General features: G+C 67.1%; 10 protein-coding genes. 3 read left to right on the forward strand and 7 right to left on the reverse strand.

Annotation, left to right across the window (positions count from 1 at the left end; translation table 11 throughout):
- Positions 1-1863, reverse strand: a complete 1863-nt coding sequence (locus tag IM784_RS10890) for a hypothetical protein (protein WP_199555346.1) — start codon at positions 1861-1863, stop codon at positions 1-3.
- Between the two features lie 190 nt (positions 1864-2053).
- On the opposite strand from IM784_RS10890, the gene IM784_RS10895 reads away from it, so the two are divergent.
- Positions 2054-2845, forward strand: coding sequence for a Crp/Fnr family transcriptional regulator (locus IM784_RS10895; RefSeq protein WP_268920835.1), 792 nt, complete (start codon positions 2054-2056; stop codon positions 2843-2845).
- Positions 2846-3052: 207 nt separating this feature from the next.
- A complete protein-coding gene (locus tag IM784_RS10900; RefSeq protein ID WP_199555348.1) occupies positions 3053-6607 on the forward strand; it encodes a Dyp-type peroxidase in 3555 nt (1184 codons plus the stop codon).
- On the opposite strand, the gene IM784_RS10905 is transcribed toward IM784_RS10900, so the two are convergent.
- Positions 6594-9485, reverse strand: coding sequence for an ATP-binding protein (locus IM784_RS10905; protein WP_199555349.1), 2892 nt, complete (start codon positions 9483-9485; stop codon positions 6594-6596). The two genes, IM784_RS10900 and IM784_RS10905, sit on opposite strands and share 14 nt — an antisense overlap.
- 222 nt (positions 9486-9707) lie before the next feature.
- Between IM784_RS10905 and IM784_RS10910 the strand changes: the two genes are divergently transcribed.
- On the forward strand, positions 9708-10604 hold the full coding sequence (locus tag IM784_RS10910; RefSeq protein WP_199555350.1) for an SGNH/GDSL hydrolase family protein: 897 nt from the start codon (positions 9708-9710) through the stop codon (positions 10602-10604).
- Positions 10605-10628: 24 nt separating this feature from the next.
- Here IM784_RS10910 and IM784_RS10915 read toward each other — a convergent pair whose 3' ends face one another.
- From IM784_RS10915 to mnmE, 5 genes are all read right to left on the reverse strand, one after another.
- Positions 10629-11489, reverse strand: a complete 861-nt coding sequence (locus IM784_RS10915) for a ParB/RepB/Spo0J family partition protein (RefSeq protein ID WP_199555351.1) — start codon at positions 11487-11489, stop codon at positions 10629-10631.
- Between the two features lie 9 nt (positions 11490-11498).
- On the reverse strand, positions 11499-12266 hold the full coding sequence (locus IM784_RS10920; protein WP_199555352.1) for a ParA family protein: 768 nt from the start codon (positions 12264-12266) through the stop codon (positions 11499-11501).
- Complete coding sequence (gene rsmG, locus IM784_RS10925; protein WP_207791732.1) at positions 12267-12869, reverse strand: 16S rRNA (guanine(527)-N(7))-methyltransferase RsmG; 603 nt, start codon at positions 12867-12869, stop codon at positions 12267-12269.
- 67 nt (positions 12870-12936) lie between these two features.
- A complete protein-coding gene (mnmG, locus tag IM784_RS10930) occupies positions 12937-14772 on the reverse strand; it encodes a tRNA uridine-5-carboxymethylaminomethyl(34) synthesis enzyme MnmG (RefSeq protein ID WP_199555354.1) in 1836 nt (611 codons plus the stop codon).
- Positions 14773-15497: 725 nt separating this feature from the next.
- Entirely contained in the window at positions 15498-16763 is a 1266-nt protein-coding gene (mnmE, locus tag IM784_RS10935; RefSeq protein ID WP_199555355.1) for a tRNA uridine-5-carboxymethylaminomethyl(34) synthesis GTPase MnmE, read from the reverse strand.
- Positions 16764-16851 lie beyond the last annotated feature (88 nt).

A 16851-nucleotide genomic window follows, 5' to 3' on the forward strand; every position in this document is an offset into this window, starting at 1 on the left:
TCAGTTCAACGGCGTCCGCGCAGCTTCCTCGGGCTTCGGCCCGGCGCCGCGACGGTTCACGATCGATTGCAGCAGGTCAAACCAGAAGGGCGCACCCAGGCTCACCAGCGCCGCCGTCAACGCCCAGCCCAGCGCCAGCCGCAGCCAGTCCCAGCCGGCCCATTGCTCCTGCTTCGCCACCTCCCACACCAGCCCAAGGCCCGGCAACCCGCTCACATATCCCGACACCGCACCCCCAGAAGCCTCCGCGACGATCCGCGCAGATTTCAACGTCTCCGGCTCGAACTTGTCGGCAAGCAAGCCCTGCACGATCCCCGGATGCCAGAACAGCCCCGGATCGTTCGCCAGCGCGTCAGCCACCGGAGTCAGCGGCAGAACCTTGCCATCCGTCGCCGTCGCCGCATTCGCCAAATAGGTGGTGACTTCCGTCTTCAACGCGTTTCCGCAGCGCGCGCCCTTGTCACAAAAGGCCTGCAACTGCCGCACCAGCGTCATGTCCGTCCCACCGGCCATCCGCATCGCAACGAAGCCGGTAAGCTGCGCCGAATCCGGAGAGGCCATGGTCAGCGGCAGCAGCCGCAGGTAGGTCTTGCGCCCAGCCAGCGCCTTCTTGCCCGCTTCGCTGCAGTCCGGCATTGTGGAAAAGTCGGTGGCAACCGGCCCCGACCTCCCGCACAGCCGATCGAACGCCTGCGAATAGGCCACCTGCGGCACAATCCTGCCGCCACCCTCCGGCTTCCCCTCCGATTCCACCACCTGCACCGCCGCCGCATAGCCGGCGCTGCGCAGTGCCGGGCTCTCGATCAGCGCCCCCACGATCCGCGGCGAATCGACATTGAACAGCACCGCGAAAACCAGCCCGACGACCCCCAGCCAGACCATCGAGTAGCGCTTGTACCACCCCGTGGCGCGCTGCATCGAGGCATCGTACCAGACCGCAATCTCGTTGCTCAGCCGGTCCATGTCGTGGTTGGCGGCATCCATCAGAGGCCGCAGCGACCGCCGCAGCGCGTCCGGCACATTATCGTGATAGAGCGCGGTAATCACCCCCTGCACGGTCGCCGGCAGCGGCGCCTGCACCACGGCCAGCGGCCCCGCAGCCCCGCCAAACCAGCTGTCTGCCGCCACGGCAGCCTTCTGCGCCGGCGTGGATGCCGCCGGAAATGTCCCAGGTGCCGCCGCCTCGATATCGTTCGCAAGCGAGGCCCCGGCCGGCGTGGCAAACACGGCCTCAAGCGCAGCCCGCGCCGCTTCATAGCCGTTCATCGTCGGCGTGAAGCTCACCGCCGCCAGCTGCTGCACCAACGGCGGCACCAGAGCCGAGATCTTCCCCGTCAGCGCCGGCGCCGCGCGCTCCGCGGTTGCCGCCAGTGCCGCGATATCGGCCTCGGTCACCATGCCCTTCACGCTTCCGGCGTTCCGCAGCAGGTCCAGAACCGTCTTCGCGAAAACCTCGCTCGGCACATAGGCCGGCGCCGTATTCGGGCTGCCCCGATCGACCTTCGTCTGCTCCAGCGCCCGCATCAGCGGGTGCGCGAACAGCGCCCGGGAAAAGTCCGTGATCGACGGATCCGACATGTCGACCTTGCTGGAAAACCAGTTCCACCAGACTTTCCGGGGATAGCGGTTCTGGAACAATCCGGGCTTGGCCTCCTCCGCGCCCGGCACGGCAAAGCGGTTCAGCTCGCCCTGCACCATGTCGATCGCAAACAACCGGAGCGCATTGCCCCGCGTGTTGCACATGGAGCTGATGGATTCGACGAGGAAGGAACTCAGCGTAGACAACAGCCAATAGAGGACGAAAAGCGCCGCCGCCCCCTCGATGAAACTGTTGAATCCCGCTCCAATCGAATCGATGCCCATGCCTGCGGCCCCCTGTCCACGGCCGAAATCGCGAAGAGCTGTTTCGGCAGCAGCAGGCTAGCGGCGCCTGAAACCGGCCGATGTTGCACTTTTCACCGGCCACCCGTGCGTTTTCGCACAGGAATACTCGCCCCGCGTCTTCGCACCCGGCTGCCTGCTTCATTCCGCCACTTGCGTCGGCGCGCGCAGGATGTTCATATTTACATCACGTCGCCGGGTCGGGGTCGTGTCGGGGTCGGGCGCAAGGAAGGGGGGTAAGGTGGCCACTGCGTCCACACGCCTGTCTGTTGTCAGCTCGTCCTGCGGCCGGAACGCCCCGGAACCGCTGGTCGCCGCGCTTTCCGCTGCCGGAGACCGGATTCGAGTCCGAAGCGGCCACATGCTGATTTCCGAGGGCGCCCGTTCGGAGGACGTGTTCTTCATCCTCTCCGGCGCCGTCCGCATCACCATCTTCTCCGCCGACGGCAAGGAGGTCACCTTCCGCGACCAGCCGGTCGGCAGCTTCTTCGGCGATCTCGCCGCGATCGACGGCGGCCGCCGCTCCACCAGCGCCATCGTCGTAGAGGACGGCGAGATGCTGGTCGTCCGTGCGTCCGATTTCCGCGCCTGCGTCTTCGGCACCCCGGAAGCGGCGGAATGGTTCGCCGCCCACCTCAGCTGCCAGGTCCGCCTGCTCACAGAGCGCGTGCTGGAACTTTCCACGCTCAATGTGCGCAGCCGCCTGCACTGCCAGCTGCTGCGCCTGGCCGCGGTCGCCGGCGTGCAGGAAAACGCCGCGCTCATCACGCCGTTTCCCACGCACGAGCTGCTCGCCACGATGATCGGCACCCACCGCGAGGCCGTCACCCGGGAGCTTTCCTGGCTCGCCTCCACCGGCCTCGTCGAGCAGGGCAGGCGACAGCTCAGGGTGGTCAATGTCGAAAAGCTGGCCGGGCTGGTGCGCGGTCGGCAAGCGGCAGATCCGATGCTGCCGCCGGCGTGAAATCCGCCCGCATGTGGCGAACCGCACAGGCGGACGGTGGCAGGCCGCACGGCGGCGTCCCCCGGCCAAGGGCACCCTGACGGCCAACGCAGGCGTTCATCTTCAGAGCAGGGTGAAAAGGGGGCAGGGTGAAAAGGGGGCAGGGTGAAAAGGGGGCAGGGTGAAAAGGGGGCAGGGTGAAAAGGGGGCAGGGTGGAAACGGGGGGCATGATGGAAAGGCAAGCAGGCCGCAGGCTGGGTTCGACGTCGGATCTCGTGGTGCTGGCGCCGTGGAAGCCCGGTATCATCGGCGCGGACGAGGCCATTCTTCCCGCCAGCCGTCTGGCGCTCACCTTCCGCACGCTGCAGCAGATCCGCCGCACGGCGCGGGAATCGGTGGAACTGGCCGCCTTCAGCGATCCGGTGGAACGCATCGAGCAGGTGCATAGCTTTCGCCTGAAGGCGACGCCCGAAGGCATGCTGCTGTCCGTCACCTTCGATTTCGGCTGGGATTCCTACGTCCGCGATCTCTGGCGCGACACAGGCGCCGGCCCGTTCCTCGACCTGCTCTGCTGCCACTGCGCCGACTATCCGCTCGCCCGCGAAACCCCGCTCGAGACCTGGTCTGAATGGATCCGCTCGCGCGAGCTGGTGTCCGACTATTTCTACAGTGCCACGCCACTCACCGTCGGCGATCTCGCCGCGCTGTCGCAGGCCGAGAAGATACAGCGCGACATTCCAGACGCGGTGAAGAGCGATGCGGAACTGGCCGCGTTCTCCAGCAAGAGCCCCACCGAACGCGCGGCGGAGGTGCGCAAGGACCCCCGCAATCGCCCGTTGATGCTGACGCAGGCGTTCGGCATCCTCCCCGCCATGTACCGGCTGTCGCGCTATTTCGGCGCCGATATCGCCGGCCCGCTTGGCGCGGATGCGCTCACGCTGCTGCGCGCTACCCACAGCCTGCTGGAGGATTTTCCGTTTCAACCACTGCCTGTGGGCCTCCCTGCCCTCTACGAGCGGGAACTCAGCTGGTACCGGCAGAGCTCGGCCGCCGCCGCCACGCCGCCTGCGCCGCCCACGCCCGACCTCACCGAAGTCCAGCGCGGCGTCATCAACGGCTTCGACGCCGCCGGCATCACCCACGGCGCGGCGCTCTTTCTCGCAGTCCTGCCCGGCAAGGAACAGGAAGCGCGCAACTCGCTGGCGACCCTTCTCCCCACCAGCGAGGCAGACACCGGTCCGACCGACCAGATCTACCGCAACTTCGCCCTCACCTATTCGGGCATGAAGCGGCTGAAGCTGCCGGACAGCATCCTGCGGCAGATGCCCGCCGCATTCCGGGAGGGTGCCGAGGCCCGCGCGCCGCAGCTCGGCGACCAGCGGGCCTTCCACCCCGATCGCTGGAAGCCGCTGCCCCGGAACTGGCCCGCCGACACCACCCTCACTGCCCCCATCTCCACCATCGATGCCGTGATGCAGCTGCGCATCGCCAGCGACAGCAGCATCGATGACATCCACAACACCGATCACCCGCTGCATGCCCGGATCAGCGACATCGCCAGGCTTCCCGGCCTGCTGCTGGTCTCGGTTCAGGCAATGGCCCCGGCCAATCCGGCAAAACCCAACGAAAACCATCTCGGCATGCGCGACGGCATCAGCCAGCCGGTGCTGGGGAAACCTGCCCACACCCATTGGTCGGACCATGTCGAACCGGGCGAACTGCTGCTCGGCTACCCGAACGACGCCAACGACCCGCCCCTCCAGGACCCCCGCTTCCGCGGCGGCAGCTTCCTGGCAATCCGCCGCATGCCGGTGGATCGGCCGCGGTTCGAGCAGATGCTGGCCGCCCAGGTTGCGGCCAACCCCGGCACCACCCAAAGCGAGATCGTCACGCGCATCCTCGGCCGCCATGCCGGCGGCAAGCCAACGGTCAGCAACGCCGCCAGCGACAATGACTTCAACTATGCAGGCGGTTCGGCAGAGGCCGAATGCCCGCGCCAAAGCCATGTCCGCCGCGTAAACCCAAGGTCCGACCAATCAAGGGACGATCGCATCCCCCGCATCAGTCGCCGCGGCATGGGGTTCGGAAAGGCCGGCAGTGGCGAATATGGCACCCTCTTCATGGCCTATTGCGCCGACCTCGCCGAGCAATATGAAGTCCTCCTGGGCTGGGTGAACGGTGGCAACAGCAGCCGCATCGGCAGCTTCCTCCCCGATCCGCTCTGCGGCCCTCCGCCCGAACACGACCCGCGCACCATGCGCGTGCTCCGCCAGCCGCCAGCCACCGGCCCGATGCGGTTGAAGACGCCTAGGCTCGCGGAATCCTATATCGGCCTCAGCTGGTCGCTCTACCTTTTCGCGCCGCCGCTGCAGTTCGTGCAGGCGTTACCTTCCATGGCAATCGAAGAGCAGCCGCAGAAACCCGAATCCCTCCCCCCGGCCCGTCCCGGCTGCCCCCATGCTTCCGCCAAAGCGCTTTCATTCGGCCCGGATGCCGCCGCCGACAGCTCGCTGGAAACCGGCCGCCGCATCCTCCGCTGGCTTCAGCAGACCGGCGCCGGCAAGAAGGAATGGCGAACATATCTCGACGAACCAGGCGCCCGCGAAAAAGGCTGGCAACGCGCCGTCTGGGCCGCAATCCGCGCCGATCATGGCGGCCTGCTGGAAACTCCGGCGGGCTATCTCGTCGGCACGCACGCGCTGGTGCTGAAGGTCCTGCGCGACGACGGACGGAAATTCTCCGTCCGCGAGGCAGGCAAACGGATCAAGCCATCCCTCGGCCAGTTCCACCTCGGCCTGGACAGCTACACCGAGGCCTACCGGCGCGAAGCCCCCACCTGCAACAAGGCGCTGGAGGCCATCTCCGAACCGGGATCCTTCGATCTCGCCCGCCAGCACACCAGCGACATCCTCCTCGAAGCCCTGCAGAGAGGGCAACCGCCGGTCCGCATCGACGTGCTGAAAGACCTGCTCGAACCAGTCGCCGCGCGCATGGCGCCCAAATGGTTCGGCCTCCCCGACGAAACATATGTCGTCACCCGCGTCTCCCATTGGAATGCCCCCGCCGAACCGGCCGCCTTCCCGGGCCATTTCTGGAACTCCTCCCGCTACGCCTTCAATCCGTTCACCTCCGCCGAGACAGAGCGGCTCTCGGCAATCGACGGCCAGGCCATCGTCGCAGCCGTCACCAAACATGTATCCGCCATCGGCCGGCACAAGCTTTCCGGCACCGTCGCGCAGGCAATCGGCAACGACATGGCCAGCTACCCGACCGATGCCGATGTCGGCCGCGTCCTCGCCGGCGCCATGCTCGGCTGGATCTCCACCACGCTCGGCACCGGCTCCCGCCTGCTCGACGACTGGATCTCCACCGGCGAATTCGCCCGCCAGCAGCTCAGCTGGGTCGGCGCCACGGGGAATTTCGACACAGCCCGCAGCCATTTCGAGGACGCTATGCTGAAAAGCATCGGCCTCCAGCCGGTCCCGGAAAACAAGCACCGTGTCGTCGCCGGCCACTTCACATGCCTCAACGGACGCTGGCTGAAGAAGGGCAGGCTGGTCATCCTCGGCCTCGAATCCGCCTGCGCCGAGCAGGCGGAAAACAACGTCACCGACAGCCACATCTATTTCGGCCTCGCCAATGCCGGAGCCCGCCCGCCGCATGGCTGCCCCGCCCGAAGCCTGGCGCTGGGGATGCTGTTCGGTATGCTGGCGGCGATGTCGGAAACGGTGAACATCCGCTACGGAGACGGCCGCCTGCTCGCCGATATCAGCCCGCGCTGATCGCCGCCTCGGCCTCGTACTGCAGGTTCGCCATGCCCATCTGCGAAAAGGCCGCCGCCGCGCGCGCCAGTATCGCCCCGCGCTGCCCTTCCGGCGCCAGCCCCATCCGCACTTCCGCCAGGTCGCAACGCGCCAGCTCATGCGGAGAGGAGCGCGCCCGGCCACTGGCGCGCGCCCGCTCCAGCCACACGCGCGCCCGCTCCGGATTGCGCGGCGCCAGCGTTTCGGCCCAGCTGCGCGCCGCGCTTGCCAGCCCCACCGGCTCGCCGATCCGCGCCCGATGCACGGCGCCCGTCACCGCCTGCCGGCAGCCGGCGACATCGCCCTTCGCCGCATGCACTTCCGCCAGGAATCCCAACGGGATGGACAGCGCCAGCGCCTTGCCCCGCCCCACCATGCACGCAACAGCCGCCTGCAATTCCGCCGCCGCCGCCTCGCTGCCGTCCAGCCGCCAGCGGCCATAGCTTTCGAACGCCCGGCAGATGGCATGGATATAGACCGCCTCCACCCGCCGCGCGACCGCCGAGCCGCGCTCCGCCGTCTCCACCAGCCGCCGCCAATCGCCGCGCCAGGCATGGATCGCCGAGCTCCACGACAACACCGATCCGGCAACCGGATGGATTTCGCCGCGCGTCAGCTCCTCTGCCTCGGCAATCATCGCGCAGCCTTCGGCAAAGCGTCCCATGTCCGCCAGCAAAGCCGCCTGCAGCGCCATCGCATAGGCCGTCCCCGGCGATACATGCCGGCCCGAACGATGCTTCCGCTTCACATCCAGCGCTTCCGCCAGCAGCGGCGCCGCATCGGCATAGTTGGCCGTCATCACCAGCGACTGCCCCAGCGTTGCCCGCACCTGCACGGCAAACGGCGAAGCCCCATCCCCCTCCCACAGCTCCAGCGCATGCCGGCAATGGCGGATCGCCCGTCGGCTGTCGCCCGCGCCATGGGCGATGAAGCCCAGCCAATATTCCACTTCCGCCTCGGCCTGTCGGTCGCCACGCTGCACTGCCCAGGCCGCTACCTTTTCGAACACCGGAATCTGCCCGCTGTCCGCATCATAGATGCAGACATAGCCGAACTTCCCCACGATCGTGCGCAGCCACTGCGGGTCGATCGCCGCACTTGAAACCTGCGCCGCCGCGTCGAGCGCCAGCCGATACTGGGTGCGCGCGGCATCCAGCGATCCCATCGCCAGCGCCCGGTCGCCCGCCGTCTCCGCATGCGGCAGGCACTTCCACGGCTGGTCGCTGCAAAAGAAATGCCAGGCCAGCGCCGCATGAAAGCCGGGCTCCTCCAGCTCGCCATGCGCCAGCATCAGCCGGGCGATTTCCGCATGCAGGCGCCGCCGCTCGGCAAGCGGTATCAGCGAATAGACGATCTCCCAGTTCACGCCGTGGCGGAACTGCAGCTCATCCGGCTCCTGCCGGATCAGGAAATCGCGCTGCACCAGCAACGAGATGGCGGTCTCAACTCTTTCGCCGGCGATCTCTTCCAGCAACCAGCGCTGCGGCCGCATGCCGATCACCGCCGCGATCTCCAGCACGCTGCGCGCCTCGGGCGGCAAGTGCTGCATGCGGGCGCTGGCCAGCGACGCCAGCCAGCCGACACCGCCGGGCTCCGCCGTGCCGGGCAGCAGAGTCCGCGCCGTATAGGCGTCCAGCAGGCACAGTTCCTCGACGAACAGCGGGTTGCCGCCTGCCCGCACATGCACCCGGCTGGCATCCAGAGGGTCGAATTCGGGCCGCAGAAACCGCACCAGCTGCGCCGTCTCGGCCGGGGTCAGCGGCGGCACCTGCAGCGTGGCAAATCCCTCGACCGGGATATCCGCGATATCCCGCTCGCGCGAAAACAGCAGGATGCCAAGCGCCCCCGGCAGCGCGGAAAGCTCGACCAGCAGCGCCCGGCTGGCGCTGTCTGCCCACTGCCAGTCGTCCAGCATCAGCAACAGCGGCCGCTCGACGATGGCGGCGCCCACCGCCGCCAGCAGCTGCGCGGCCAGCCCGACATCGGTTGCGGCCCCCGGCTGCTGCTGCTCCAGTATCTGTCGGAACGCCTGCAGCGGCCCGGAATCGGTGGAGGCCGAGCAGCTACCGCTCCATGTGGCGACCCCCTGTCGGCTGCCCAGTTGCGCTATCTCATGGGAAAGCCTCGATTTTCCCATCCCCGGCGAGCCGATCACCATCAACCGCGGAAACGCTCCCTCATGCAGCCCGCCTACCAGCCGGGTGAACTGCGCCAAAAGGCTGTCGCGCCCGACAAGCGGGACGGCGCGTCGCGGCCGCACCTGTCCATCGCCGGACAGCAGCGGCAGCGCCGGCATCGGCGCCGTGCCGTCGCCGATGTCGATCAACCGCAGCGAGCCCGATACCATGCTGTCGCGGCCCGGCCCGATGCTCCCCTGCGAAACGAGGATTTCCCCGGCGCCGGCAGCCGCCGAAAGCCGCTGCGCCACCGCCGTGGTCCGACCGACGATCTCCACCGATCCACGTACCCGGTCTCCCGGACGGATCAGCGCCAGCCCGTAATGCACCCCGCTGTGCAGCTGCAGCCGGGAGACCGACGTGCCGGCGGGCGGCGGGATTGCATTTGCCGCTGCATGCAGTCGGATGGCGGCTTCGACCGCCCGCGCCGCCGCCCCGGCGCCGCGAAACACCGAGAGAATGCCGTCGCCATAGACCTGTGCAATAGTGCCGTCGAAGGCGGAAATGATGGGCGCAGCGTCGCGCCGAACAGATTCCAGCATTTCGCCATAGCTGTCTGCATCCACCTGCGCGGCGATGGTCGTTGATCCGCAAATGTCACTGAACAGCACAGCCACATAGGCACGGACATCGAAATTCGAAGGCGATTTCTCCCCGACAGCGGGAGCAGAAGCATCCATCGTCACCCCCTGCAACAATGCCTTGCCGTGTTAACCATTACATAGTCATCGGCAAAGGTCACGATATTCGGCAGCCCGGCAACTGCCTGGCCGGCCTGCGTGTGACCTTTGCCACAGTCCACCTCAGGTCAACGTGGGACGTTGGCGCATGGCAAGTGCAATTCTCCTGCCCGCTCCCCGCACTTCTTCGACGCTGCAGTCGAGAGTGGGGCAGAATCCGGCATGACCCCGGCGACGTTTGCCCAGCTCCTGCAGCAGATCGCCGACCCGGATGGCGATCCCGAGCTGCTGGCGGAAACGCTGGTATTCGATTCCGGCCAGTCCGGACCACTCTCGCCGATCCTCCGCCTGAACCCGCGCTTCCACCCGGCGGTCGACGATCCGCTGGCCTTTGAAAGTGTCTCGGATCATCTGCGCCGGCTGCGCCAGCGCCGCTTCTTCACGCGCATCGCCCGCGGCTGGTCGGGCGCCCGCGTCATCGCCCAGGGCGACAGCTGGTTCCAGTTCCCGCTCGTGCGCGACACCATCCGCCAGCTCGATCGCGACCACGCCGTATATTGCCTGTCGGCCGCCGATCCGGTGCACAACCCCGCCGCGCAGGCAGCGCTGCTCAGTGCCATTCCGGAAATCCGGCCAGACGCCGTGCTGATCAGCGCCGGCGGAAGCGACCTGTTCGGCAGCTCCCGGCTGAAGGCGCTGGCCGATCCAACCTCGGCAGCCCCCGGCGGCTTCAGCGCCTATCTCGATCACTTCCTGCTCCGCGACCTGATGCCCCGCTTCCTGGAGCTGTTCCGCCGCGTCCGCGCGATAGACGCGCAGGTGCCGATCCTGCTGCACAGCTATGCCTATCCGATCCCGCGCGGAATCTGGCTCAGCAGGCCATTGGAAGACGTGGGGATTTCAGATCGGCAGCAGCAGGGCAGCCTGATCCGGGCGCTGATCGATCATTTCCACGCGCAGCTGCAGGCCTGCATCGCCACCTCGGGGCTCGAGTATCTGCACCTGGTCGATTGCCGCGCCGTCGTCGGCGGCAACTGGTTCGACGAGTTGCACCCCAATCATCAGGGCTTCGAACAGGTCGCCCAATGCTTCCGGTTGGCGATCGCCGGGCTCCGTTGAGCCGGGGCGATCGGCCGCCCAAGCTCAGCCCTGCAGCTTCTCGATGATGCTATCCAGTTGATCCAGATCGGAATATTTCACCGTCACGCTGCCGCGCCGGCCCTTCGCATCGATCTTCACCTGCATCCCCAGTGCTTCGCTCAGCTGAATTTCCAGCGCCGCCAGATCGGCGTCGCGCTTCTCGGCCGTCGCCCGGCCGCGCGCCGTGCGCACCACATGGCTCTTCCGTGCCGCTTCCTCCGCCTGCCGCACCGTCAGCCCGCGCGCGGCGATTTCCTTCGCCAGTCCGCCGGGATCGCGCGCCTGCAGCACCGCCTTCGCATGCCCTACCGACAGCAGCCCCATCCGCAGCAGGCTCTGCGCATCCTCGGGCAGTTCCAGCATCCGCATCATGTTCGCCACATGGCTGCGGCCCTTGCCGGTCACCGCCGCGACCATCTCCTGCGTATGCCCAAAATCATTCGCAAGTCTATGATATCCCATGGCTTCTTCCAGCGGGTTCAGGTCAGCCCGCTGCACATTCTCGATGATCGCCACTTCATAGCCGTCGGCATCGGAGAAGGCGCGGATCACCACCGGAATCTCGTGCAGCCCGGCCAGCTGGCTCGCCCGCCAGCGCCGCTCCCCGGCGACGATTTCATAGCGGCCGCCATCGACCGGCCGCACCAGGATCGGCTGCAGAATGCCCTTGATGCGGATCGAATCCGCCAGCTCGTTCAGCGCAGCCTCGTCGAACTGCCGGCGCGGCTGGCGCGGGTTCGGATCGATCATCGCCAACGGCAGCGTCCCGGCGGATTTCAGCTCGGTCCCGTCCGGCGCCACCGTCTGCATTTCGTCCATCAGGGCGCTCAATCCGCGCCCCAGCCCAGCCCTTTTCGCAGCCATCTCGTCTCCTTATGCCGCCTTTGCAGCGGTTCCCATCATTTCGCGCGCCAGCGCCATATAGGCTTCCGAACCCGGGCAGCGCATATCGTATAAAAGTGCCGGAATTCCGTGGCTTGGCGCCTCCGAAAGGCGCACATTCCGCGGGATCATCGTCTGGAAGACCCGCGCCCCCAGCGCCGCCCGCACATCGGCGGCCACCAGATCGGACAGCCGATTGCGCTTGTCGTGCATGGTCAGCACCACACCCTCGATATCCAGCCGCGGATTCTGCCGCGCCCGCACCTGCTCCACCGTCTTCAGCAGCTGCGACAGCCCTTCCATCGCATAGAATTCGGTCTGCAACGGGATCAGCACCCCGTCCGACGCCACCAGCGCGTTGAGCGTCAGCAAAGACAGGGACGGCGGGCAATCGATGAACACATAGTCCACCGGCGGCAGGTTGCGGATCGCCGCCTTCAGCCGCCCGGCGCTGTTCTCCTCGCCCACCAGTTCCACTTCGGCGCCGGCCAGCGCATCGACTGCGGGCACGATCGACAGCCCCGGCACCAGCGTTTCCTGCGCCGCAGTCGCCGCCAGCGAGGCGTCGAACAGCATGTCATAGCTGGAGGGCTGGCGCTTATCGCGGGGGATACCGAACCCGGTCGAGGCATTTCCCTGCGGATCGAAATCGATGATCAGCGCCCGCTTGCCGGTTGCTGCGAGCGCCGTCGCCAGATTGACGGCCGTCGTCGTTTTCCCGACACCACCCTTTTGATTTGCAACGGAAATTACACGCATTCAGCGTCTCCCGACATGGGTGGCAACCAGAATCCGTGCCTCGGCATCGGTGATGCTGGGGTGGGTCTCCAGGTCAAAATTGAACAGCTTGCGAGCATCTTCCACTTCCTCGGCCCAGCGACGTCCTTTGGGAAAGACGAAGGTCCCGCCCGGACGGACATGCCGGATCGCCCATTCGAACAAGGTCGCCAGCGGCGCCGCCGCCCGCGCGGTCGCCACCTCCACGCCCAGCGTCGGCAGCGATTCCACCCGCGCGCAGATGATCCTGGCGTCCAGCTTCAGCTCATCCCGAACCGCCTCCAGGAAGCGGCATTTCTTGGCGATGGAATCGACCAGCGTGAACTGCCCCCAGCCCATCGCCGACAGCACCAGCCCCGGAAATCCGCCACCAGCGCCAATATCCAGCCAGCTTCTGCCCTGCGGAATCAGCCGCGACAGCTGCGCGGAATCGGCGAAATGCCGGCCCCAGACATCCGAAAGCGTAGCTGGCCCAACGAGGTTCATGCGCGTCTGCCAGTCCAACAGCAGCGCTTCGTAGCCCGTGAGAGAGTCAATTGTTCCACGTGGAACATTGAACTCGGAGTCGAACTGCTCGGGGGTCATATGTTCCACGTGGAACAATATCGTCGCGGATGGAAGCGCGAAGCGCATTTCATCCACAGCTAAGCGATCAGGCGGCCTTCAATTGCGCCTTCCGGAGATGCGCCAGCAGGGCAGTAACCGCCGCCGGCGTCACACCGCGCACCCGCGCCGCCTGCCCCAGCGTCTCCGGCTGCGCCGCACTCAGCCGTTCGGCCATTTCGTTCGAGAGACCCGGAATGTCGCGGAAAATTGTTCCACGTGGAACAATCACACCCTCGTCACTCCGCATCCGCGCAACCTCCGCCTCCTGCCGCTCCAGATAGACGGCATATTCGGCATCGGTCATCACCGTTTCGGCAATGTCGGCCGCGGCCACCAGATCCGGCGCAACCCGCTGGATCACCGCCCAGTCCACGCCGGGAAAGCGCGCCCAGTCCCACAGCGTCCGGGCCAGCCCGTCGCCCTTCACTTCCGGCAGCAGCGAAGCCGCCACTTTCCGCGATTTCAGTTCCGCCGTCAGCCGCTCGACTTCCGCCCTGCGCCGCGCGAAATGCGCTGCCCGCTCGGCGCCGATGCAGCCCAGCTCGAGTCCTTGTCCCGTCAGCCGCAAATCGCTGTTGTCCGCCCGCAACCGCAACCGGAACTCGGCGCGCGAGGTGAACATCCGGTACGGCTCGGAAACGCCGTGCGTCACCAGATCATCGACCATCACCCCGATATAGCTCGAAGCCCGATCCGGAACCCAGCGCGCCCCGGCCGCATTCAACCCGGCAACCAGCCCCTGCGCCGCCGCTTCCTCATAGCCGGTGGTGCCGTTCACCTGCCCCGCCAGCCACAGCCCCGGCATCGCCTGCAACTGCAGGGTCGAATCCAGCGCGCGCGGATCGATATGATCATATTCCACCGCATAGCCGGGCTGCACGATCTCGGCCCGCTCCAGCCCCGGAATCGAGCGCACGATCTGCAGCTGCACCTCCTCCGGCAAACTGGTCGAAATGCCGTTGGGATAGATCAGCCGGTCATCCAGCCCCTCCGGCTCCAGAAAAATCTGATGCCCGTCGCGGTCGCCAAACCGCATCACCTTGTCCTCGATGGACGGACAATAGCGCGGCCCCACGCCCTCGATCCGCCCTGCATACATCGGCGAACGGCCGATATTCTCGCGGATGATGGCATGCGTCCGCGCCGTCGTGCGGGTGATATAGCAATCGACCTGCGGCGTAGCAGACCCGGTCGTCAGCGACGAGAACCAGGCAGGCTCGGCATCGCCCGCCTGGACTTCCAGCCCCGACCAGTCGATCGACCGCGCATCCAGGCGCGGCGGCGTCCCCGTCTTCAACCGACCCATCGGCAAGCCCAGCGCCCGCAGCCGCTTCGCCAGCGCAGTTGCACCCGACTCGCCCACCCGGCCGCCGGCCAGCTGCCGCTCGCCAATATGCATCACGCCGCCAAGGAAGGTGCCCGTCGTCAGCACGACGCCTTCTGCGCGCATCTCGCCCGTGCTCGTAACTACCCCGACGCAACGGCCATCCTCGACGATCAGATCGGTCACTTCCGCCTCGACAACCTCGACGCCGGCGGCTTCAACCAGCTGACGGATTGCCTTGGCATAGATGCGCCGATCCGCCTGCGCCCGTGGCCCCTGCACTGCCGGGCCACGACTGCGGTTCAGCAGGCGGAACTGGATACCCGCCACATCCGCCGCCCGGCCCATGATGCCGTCCAGCGCATCGATCTCGCGCACCAGATGACCCTTGCCCAAACCGCCAATCGCCGGGTTGCAACTCATCTGGCCAATATTGTCGGCGCTGAACGTCACAAGCGCCACGCGCGCGCCAGTGCGCGCCGCCGCGCAAGCTGCCTCCGCGCCGGCATGGCCGCCGCCTATGATGATCACGCCTCTCTGGGTCACGCGCTGGGCCATAGCAGATTGTTCCACGTGGAACAATTTGGGGCCGGAAGGAGAAACGAAAGGGGCTCTGCCCGGTGCCGCCGGAGTGCGGCAAATGCGAAAACGAAGGGGCTCTGCCCGCTGCCGCCGGAGTGCGGCAAATGCGAAGACGAAGGGGCTCTGCCCCTTCACCCCGGCAGGGGAATTTATCCCCTGCACCCCTTTGGATTTTGTCGGGGCGAGCGGGGAGGTGGGGTGCGCCGCACTTTCTCCTATTGCCTGCGGCGTTGCGTTGCGGGCGCTAAAATGGGTCGCGGATGGGCCAGCTTGCGGTCGGGACGATAAGGATGTTGACGACAAGAATGTTTGAGGGTGCAGGGAAATCACTTGGCGATCATGGTCCTTGCAAACCTGTCGGCCTTGAAATCACGCCCGCACCCCGCTCAGGCTGAGCCTGTCGAAGCCCCGGACGCCACAGGATAGTCGCCGCGCGGGTGGCTTGAACCAAGGGCTTCGACAAGCTCAGCCTGAGCGGGGCCTGGGGCGGGAACCACGAGGCTTCGACAAGCTCAGCCTGAGCGGGGTCCGGGGGCGGGAACCAAGAGCGGGAACCAACAGCGGGAACGCGTCGCTGGTTTGCAAAGGATGCAATCGCCAATCATTTCCCTGCTCGCTGCAGGGCAAAGCCCTGCCCGCCGGAGGCAAAAATGGCCAATTGTTCCACGTGGAACAATCAACCTATTATACTATAATATCAGTCACTTACCTATGCAAAAGCGCAAAAATATGGCGCCCAGAATCGCTTCCGGGTCGATCTGTCCGGTCAGGCGGCCCAGCGCGTGGGCTGCGGAGCGGAGGGATTCGGCTGTCAGCACCGGGTCCTGCTGGGCGGCGGCTTCTTCCACTCTTGCCAGGGCTTCGGCGACCAGCGCCTGTTGACGGGCGGTGGTGACGACTGCGGCTTCGCCTTTGGGGATCTGGGCTTGGGCCCAGTCGGCGAGCCAGCTTTCGAGTTCAGGCAGGCCGGCGCCTGTCTGGGCGGAGAGGTAGAGCTTGCCGTCGCGCCAGCCGGGGCGGTCGCCGCTTTCGTCGATCTTGTTCACGAGATTGCCGCCGGGCCCCAGGTTCAGCACCAGGTCGGCGCTGTCGGCGCGGGCGCGGGCGCGGGCTATGCCTTCCGCTTCGATGGGGTCGGTTGTTTCGCGCAGGCCCGCGGTGTCCAGCAGCACGGCTGGGCGGCCGGCCAGGTCCAGATGCACCTCCAGCACGTCGCGGGTGGTGCCGGCGTGGGGGGTGACGATGGCGACGTCTCGGCGGGCCAGCGCATTGAGCAGGCTGGATTTCCCGGCATTGGGCGGGCCGACGATGGCGATGGTGAGGCCGGAGCGGATGCGTTCGGCCAGTGGTGCAGTGGCCAGGGCGGCCGCCATGTGGGCGGCGAGGCCGGACATGCCGGCGCGGACGGATGGGGAGATTTCGCCCACATCGCCTTCATCGGCGAAGTCCAGTTCGGCTTCGCTGAGGGCCATCAGGCCGATCAGCTGCTCGCGCCAGAGGTCGGCGCGATGGCGCAGGCGGCCGCCGGCGCCGCTCAGGGCCTGATCGCGCTGGGCTTCGGTTTCGGCGGCGATGAGGTCCGAGAGGGCTTCGGCCTGGGTGAGATCGAGGCGGCCGGTTTCGAAGGCGCGGCGGGTGAATTCGCCGGCTTCCGCCGGGTGGGCGCCAAGCTCGGCAAGGGCCTGCTGGACGCCTGCGACGACCGAGGGGCTGCCGTGGCAGTGGAGTTCGGCGCTGTCTTCGCCGGTGAAGCTGCTGGGGCCGGGGAAGGTGAGGACGAGGGCGCTGTCGAGAAGCTGGCCGTCGGAGGGGCGGTGGAGGTTGCGAAGCCGGGCTTCGCGCGGGGCCGGCAGGCGGGCGCCGGTCAGCTGGCGGACGATTTCGAGGCTCTCTGGCCCGGACAGGCGGATGACGGCGACGCCGCTGGGCGGCGGGCCGGAGGAGAGGGCGAAGATGGTGCGCGACATCCGCTTCGTTTAGCGGCGGCGGGTGGGGGGCGGAAGCACCGCCGTGGATCGGATTTTTACCCGTGCGGGTCGCGCTGGCGGGGCGAGT

The sequence above is a fragment of the Sandaracinobacteroides hominis genome (genome assembly GCF_016464365.1).
In the GTDB taxonomy this organism is placed as follows: Bacteria; Pseudomonadota; Alphaproteobacteria; order Sphingomonadales; family Sphingomonadaceae; genus Sandaracinobacteroides; species Sandaracinobacteroides hominis.

Bases quoted from the DNA above. Each gene is read 5' to 3' on its own strand.
- IM784_RS10890 (WP_199555346.1), bottom strand. From the start codon at position 1,863: ATGGGCATCGATTCGATTGGAGCGGGATTCAACAGTTTCATCGAGGGG.
- IM784_RS10895 (WP_268920835.1), top strand. From the start codon at position 2,054: ATGTTCATATTTACATCACGTCGCCGGGTCGGGGTCGTGTCGGGGTCG.
- IM784_RS10900 (WP_199555348.1), top strand. From the start codon at position 3,053: ATGATGGAAAGGCAAGCAGGCCGCAGGCTGGGTTCGACGTCGGATCTC.
- IM784_RS10905 (WP_199555349.1), bottom strand. From the start codon at position 9,485: ATGGATGCTTCTGCTCCCGCTGTCGGGGAGAAATCGCCTTCGAATTTC.
- IM784_RS10910 (WP_199555350.1), top strand. From the start codon at position 9,708: ATGACCCCGGCGACGTTTGCCCAGCTCCTGCAGCAGATCGCCGACCCG.
- IM784_RS10915 (WP_199555351.1), bottom strand. From the start codon at position 11,489: ATGGCTGCGAAAAGGGCTGGGCTGGGGCGCGGATTGAGCGCCCTGATG.
- IM784_RS10920 (WP_199555352.1), bottom strand. From the start codon at position 12,266: ATGCGTGTAATTTCCGTTGCAAATCAAAAGGGTGGTGTCGGGAAAACG.
- rsmG (WP_207791732.1), bottom strand. From the start codon at position 12,869: ATGACCCCCGAGCAGTTCGACTCCGAGTTCAATGTTCCACGTGGAACA.
- mnmG (WP_199555354.1), bottom strand. From the start codon at position 14,772: ATGGCCCAGCGCGTGACCCAGAGAGGCGTGATCATCATAGGCGGCGGC.
- mnmE (WP_199555355.1), bottom strand. From the start codon at position 16,763: ATGTCGCGCACCATCTTCGCCCTCTCCTCCGGCCCGCCGCCCAGCGGC.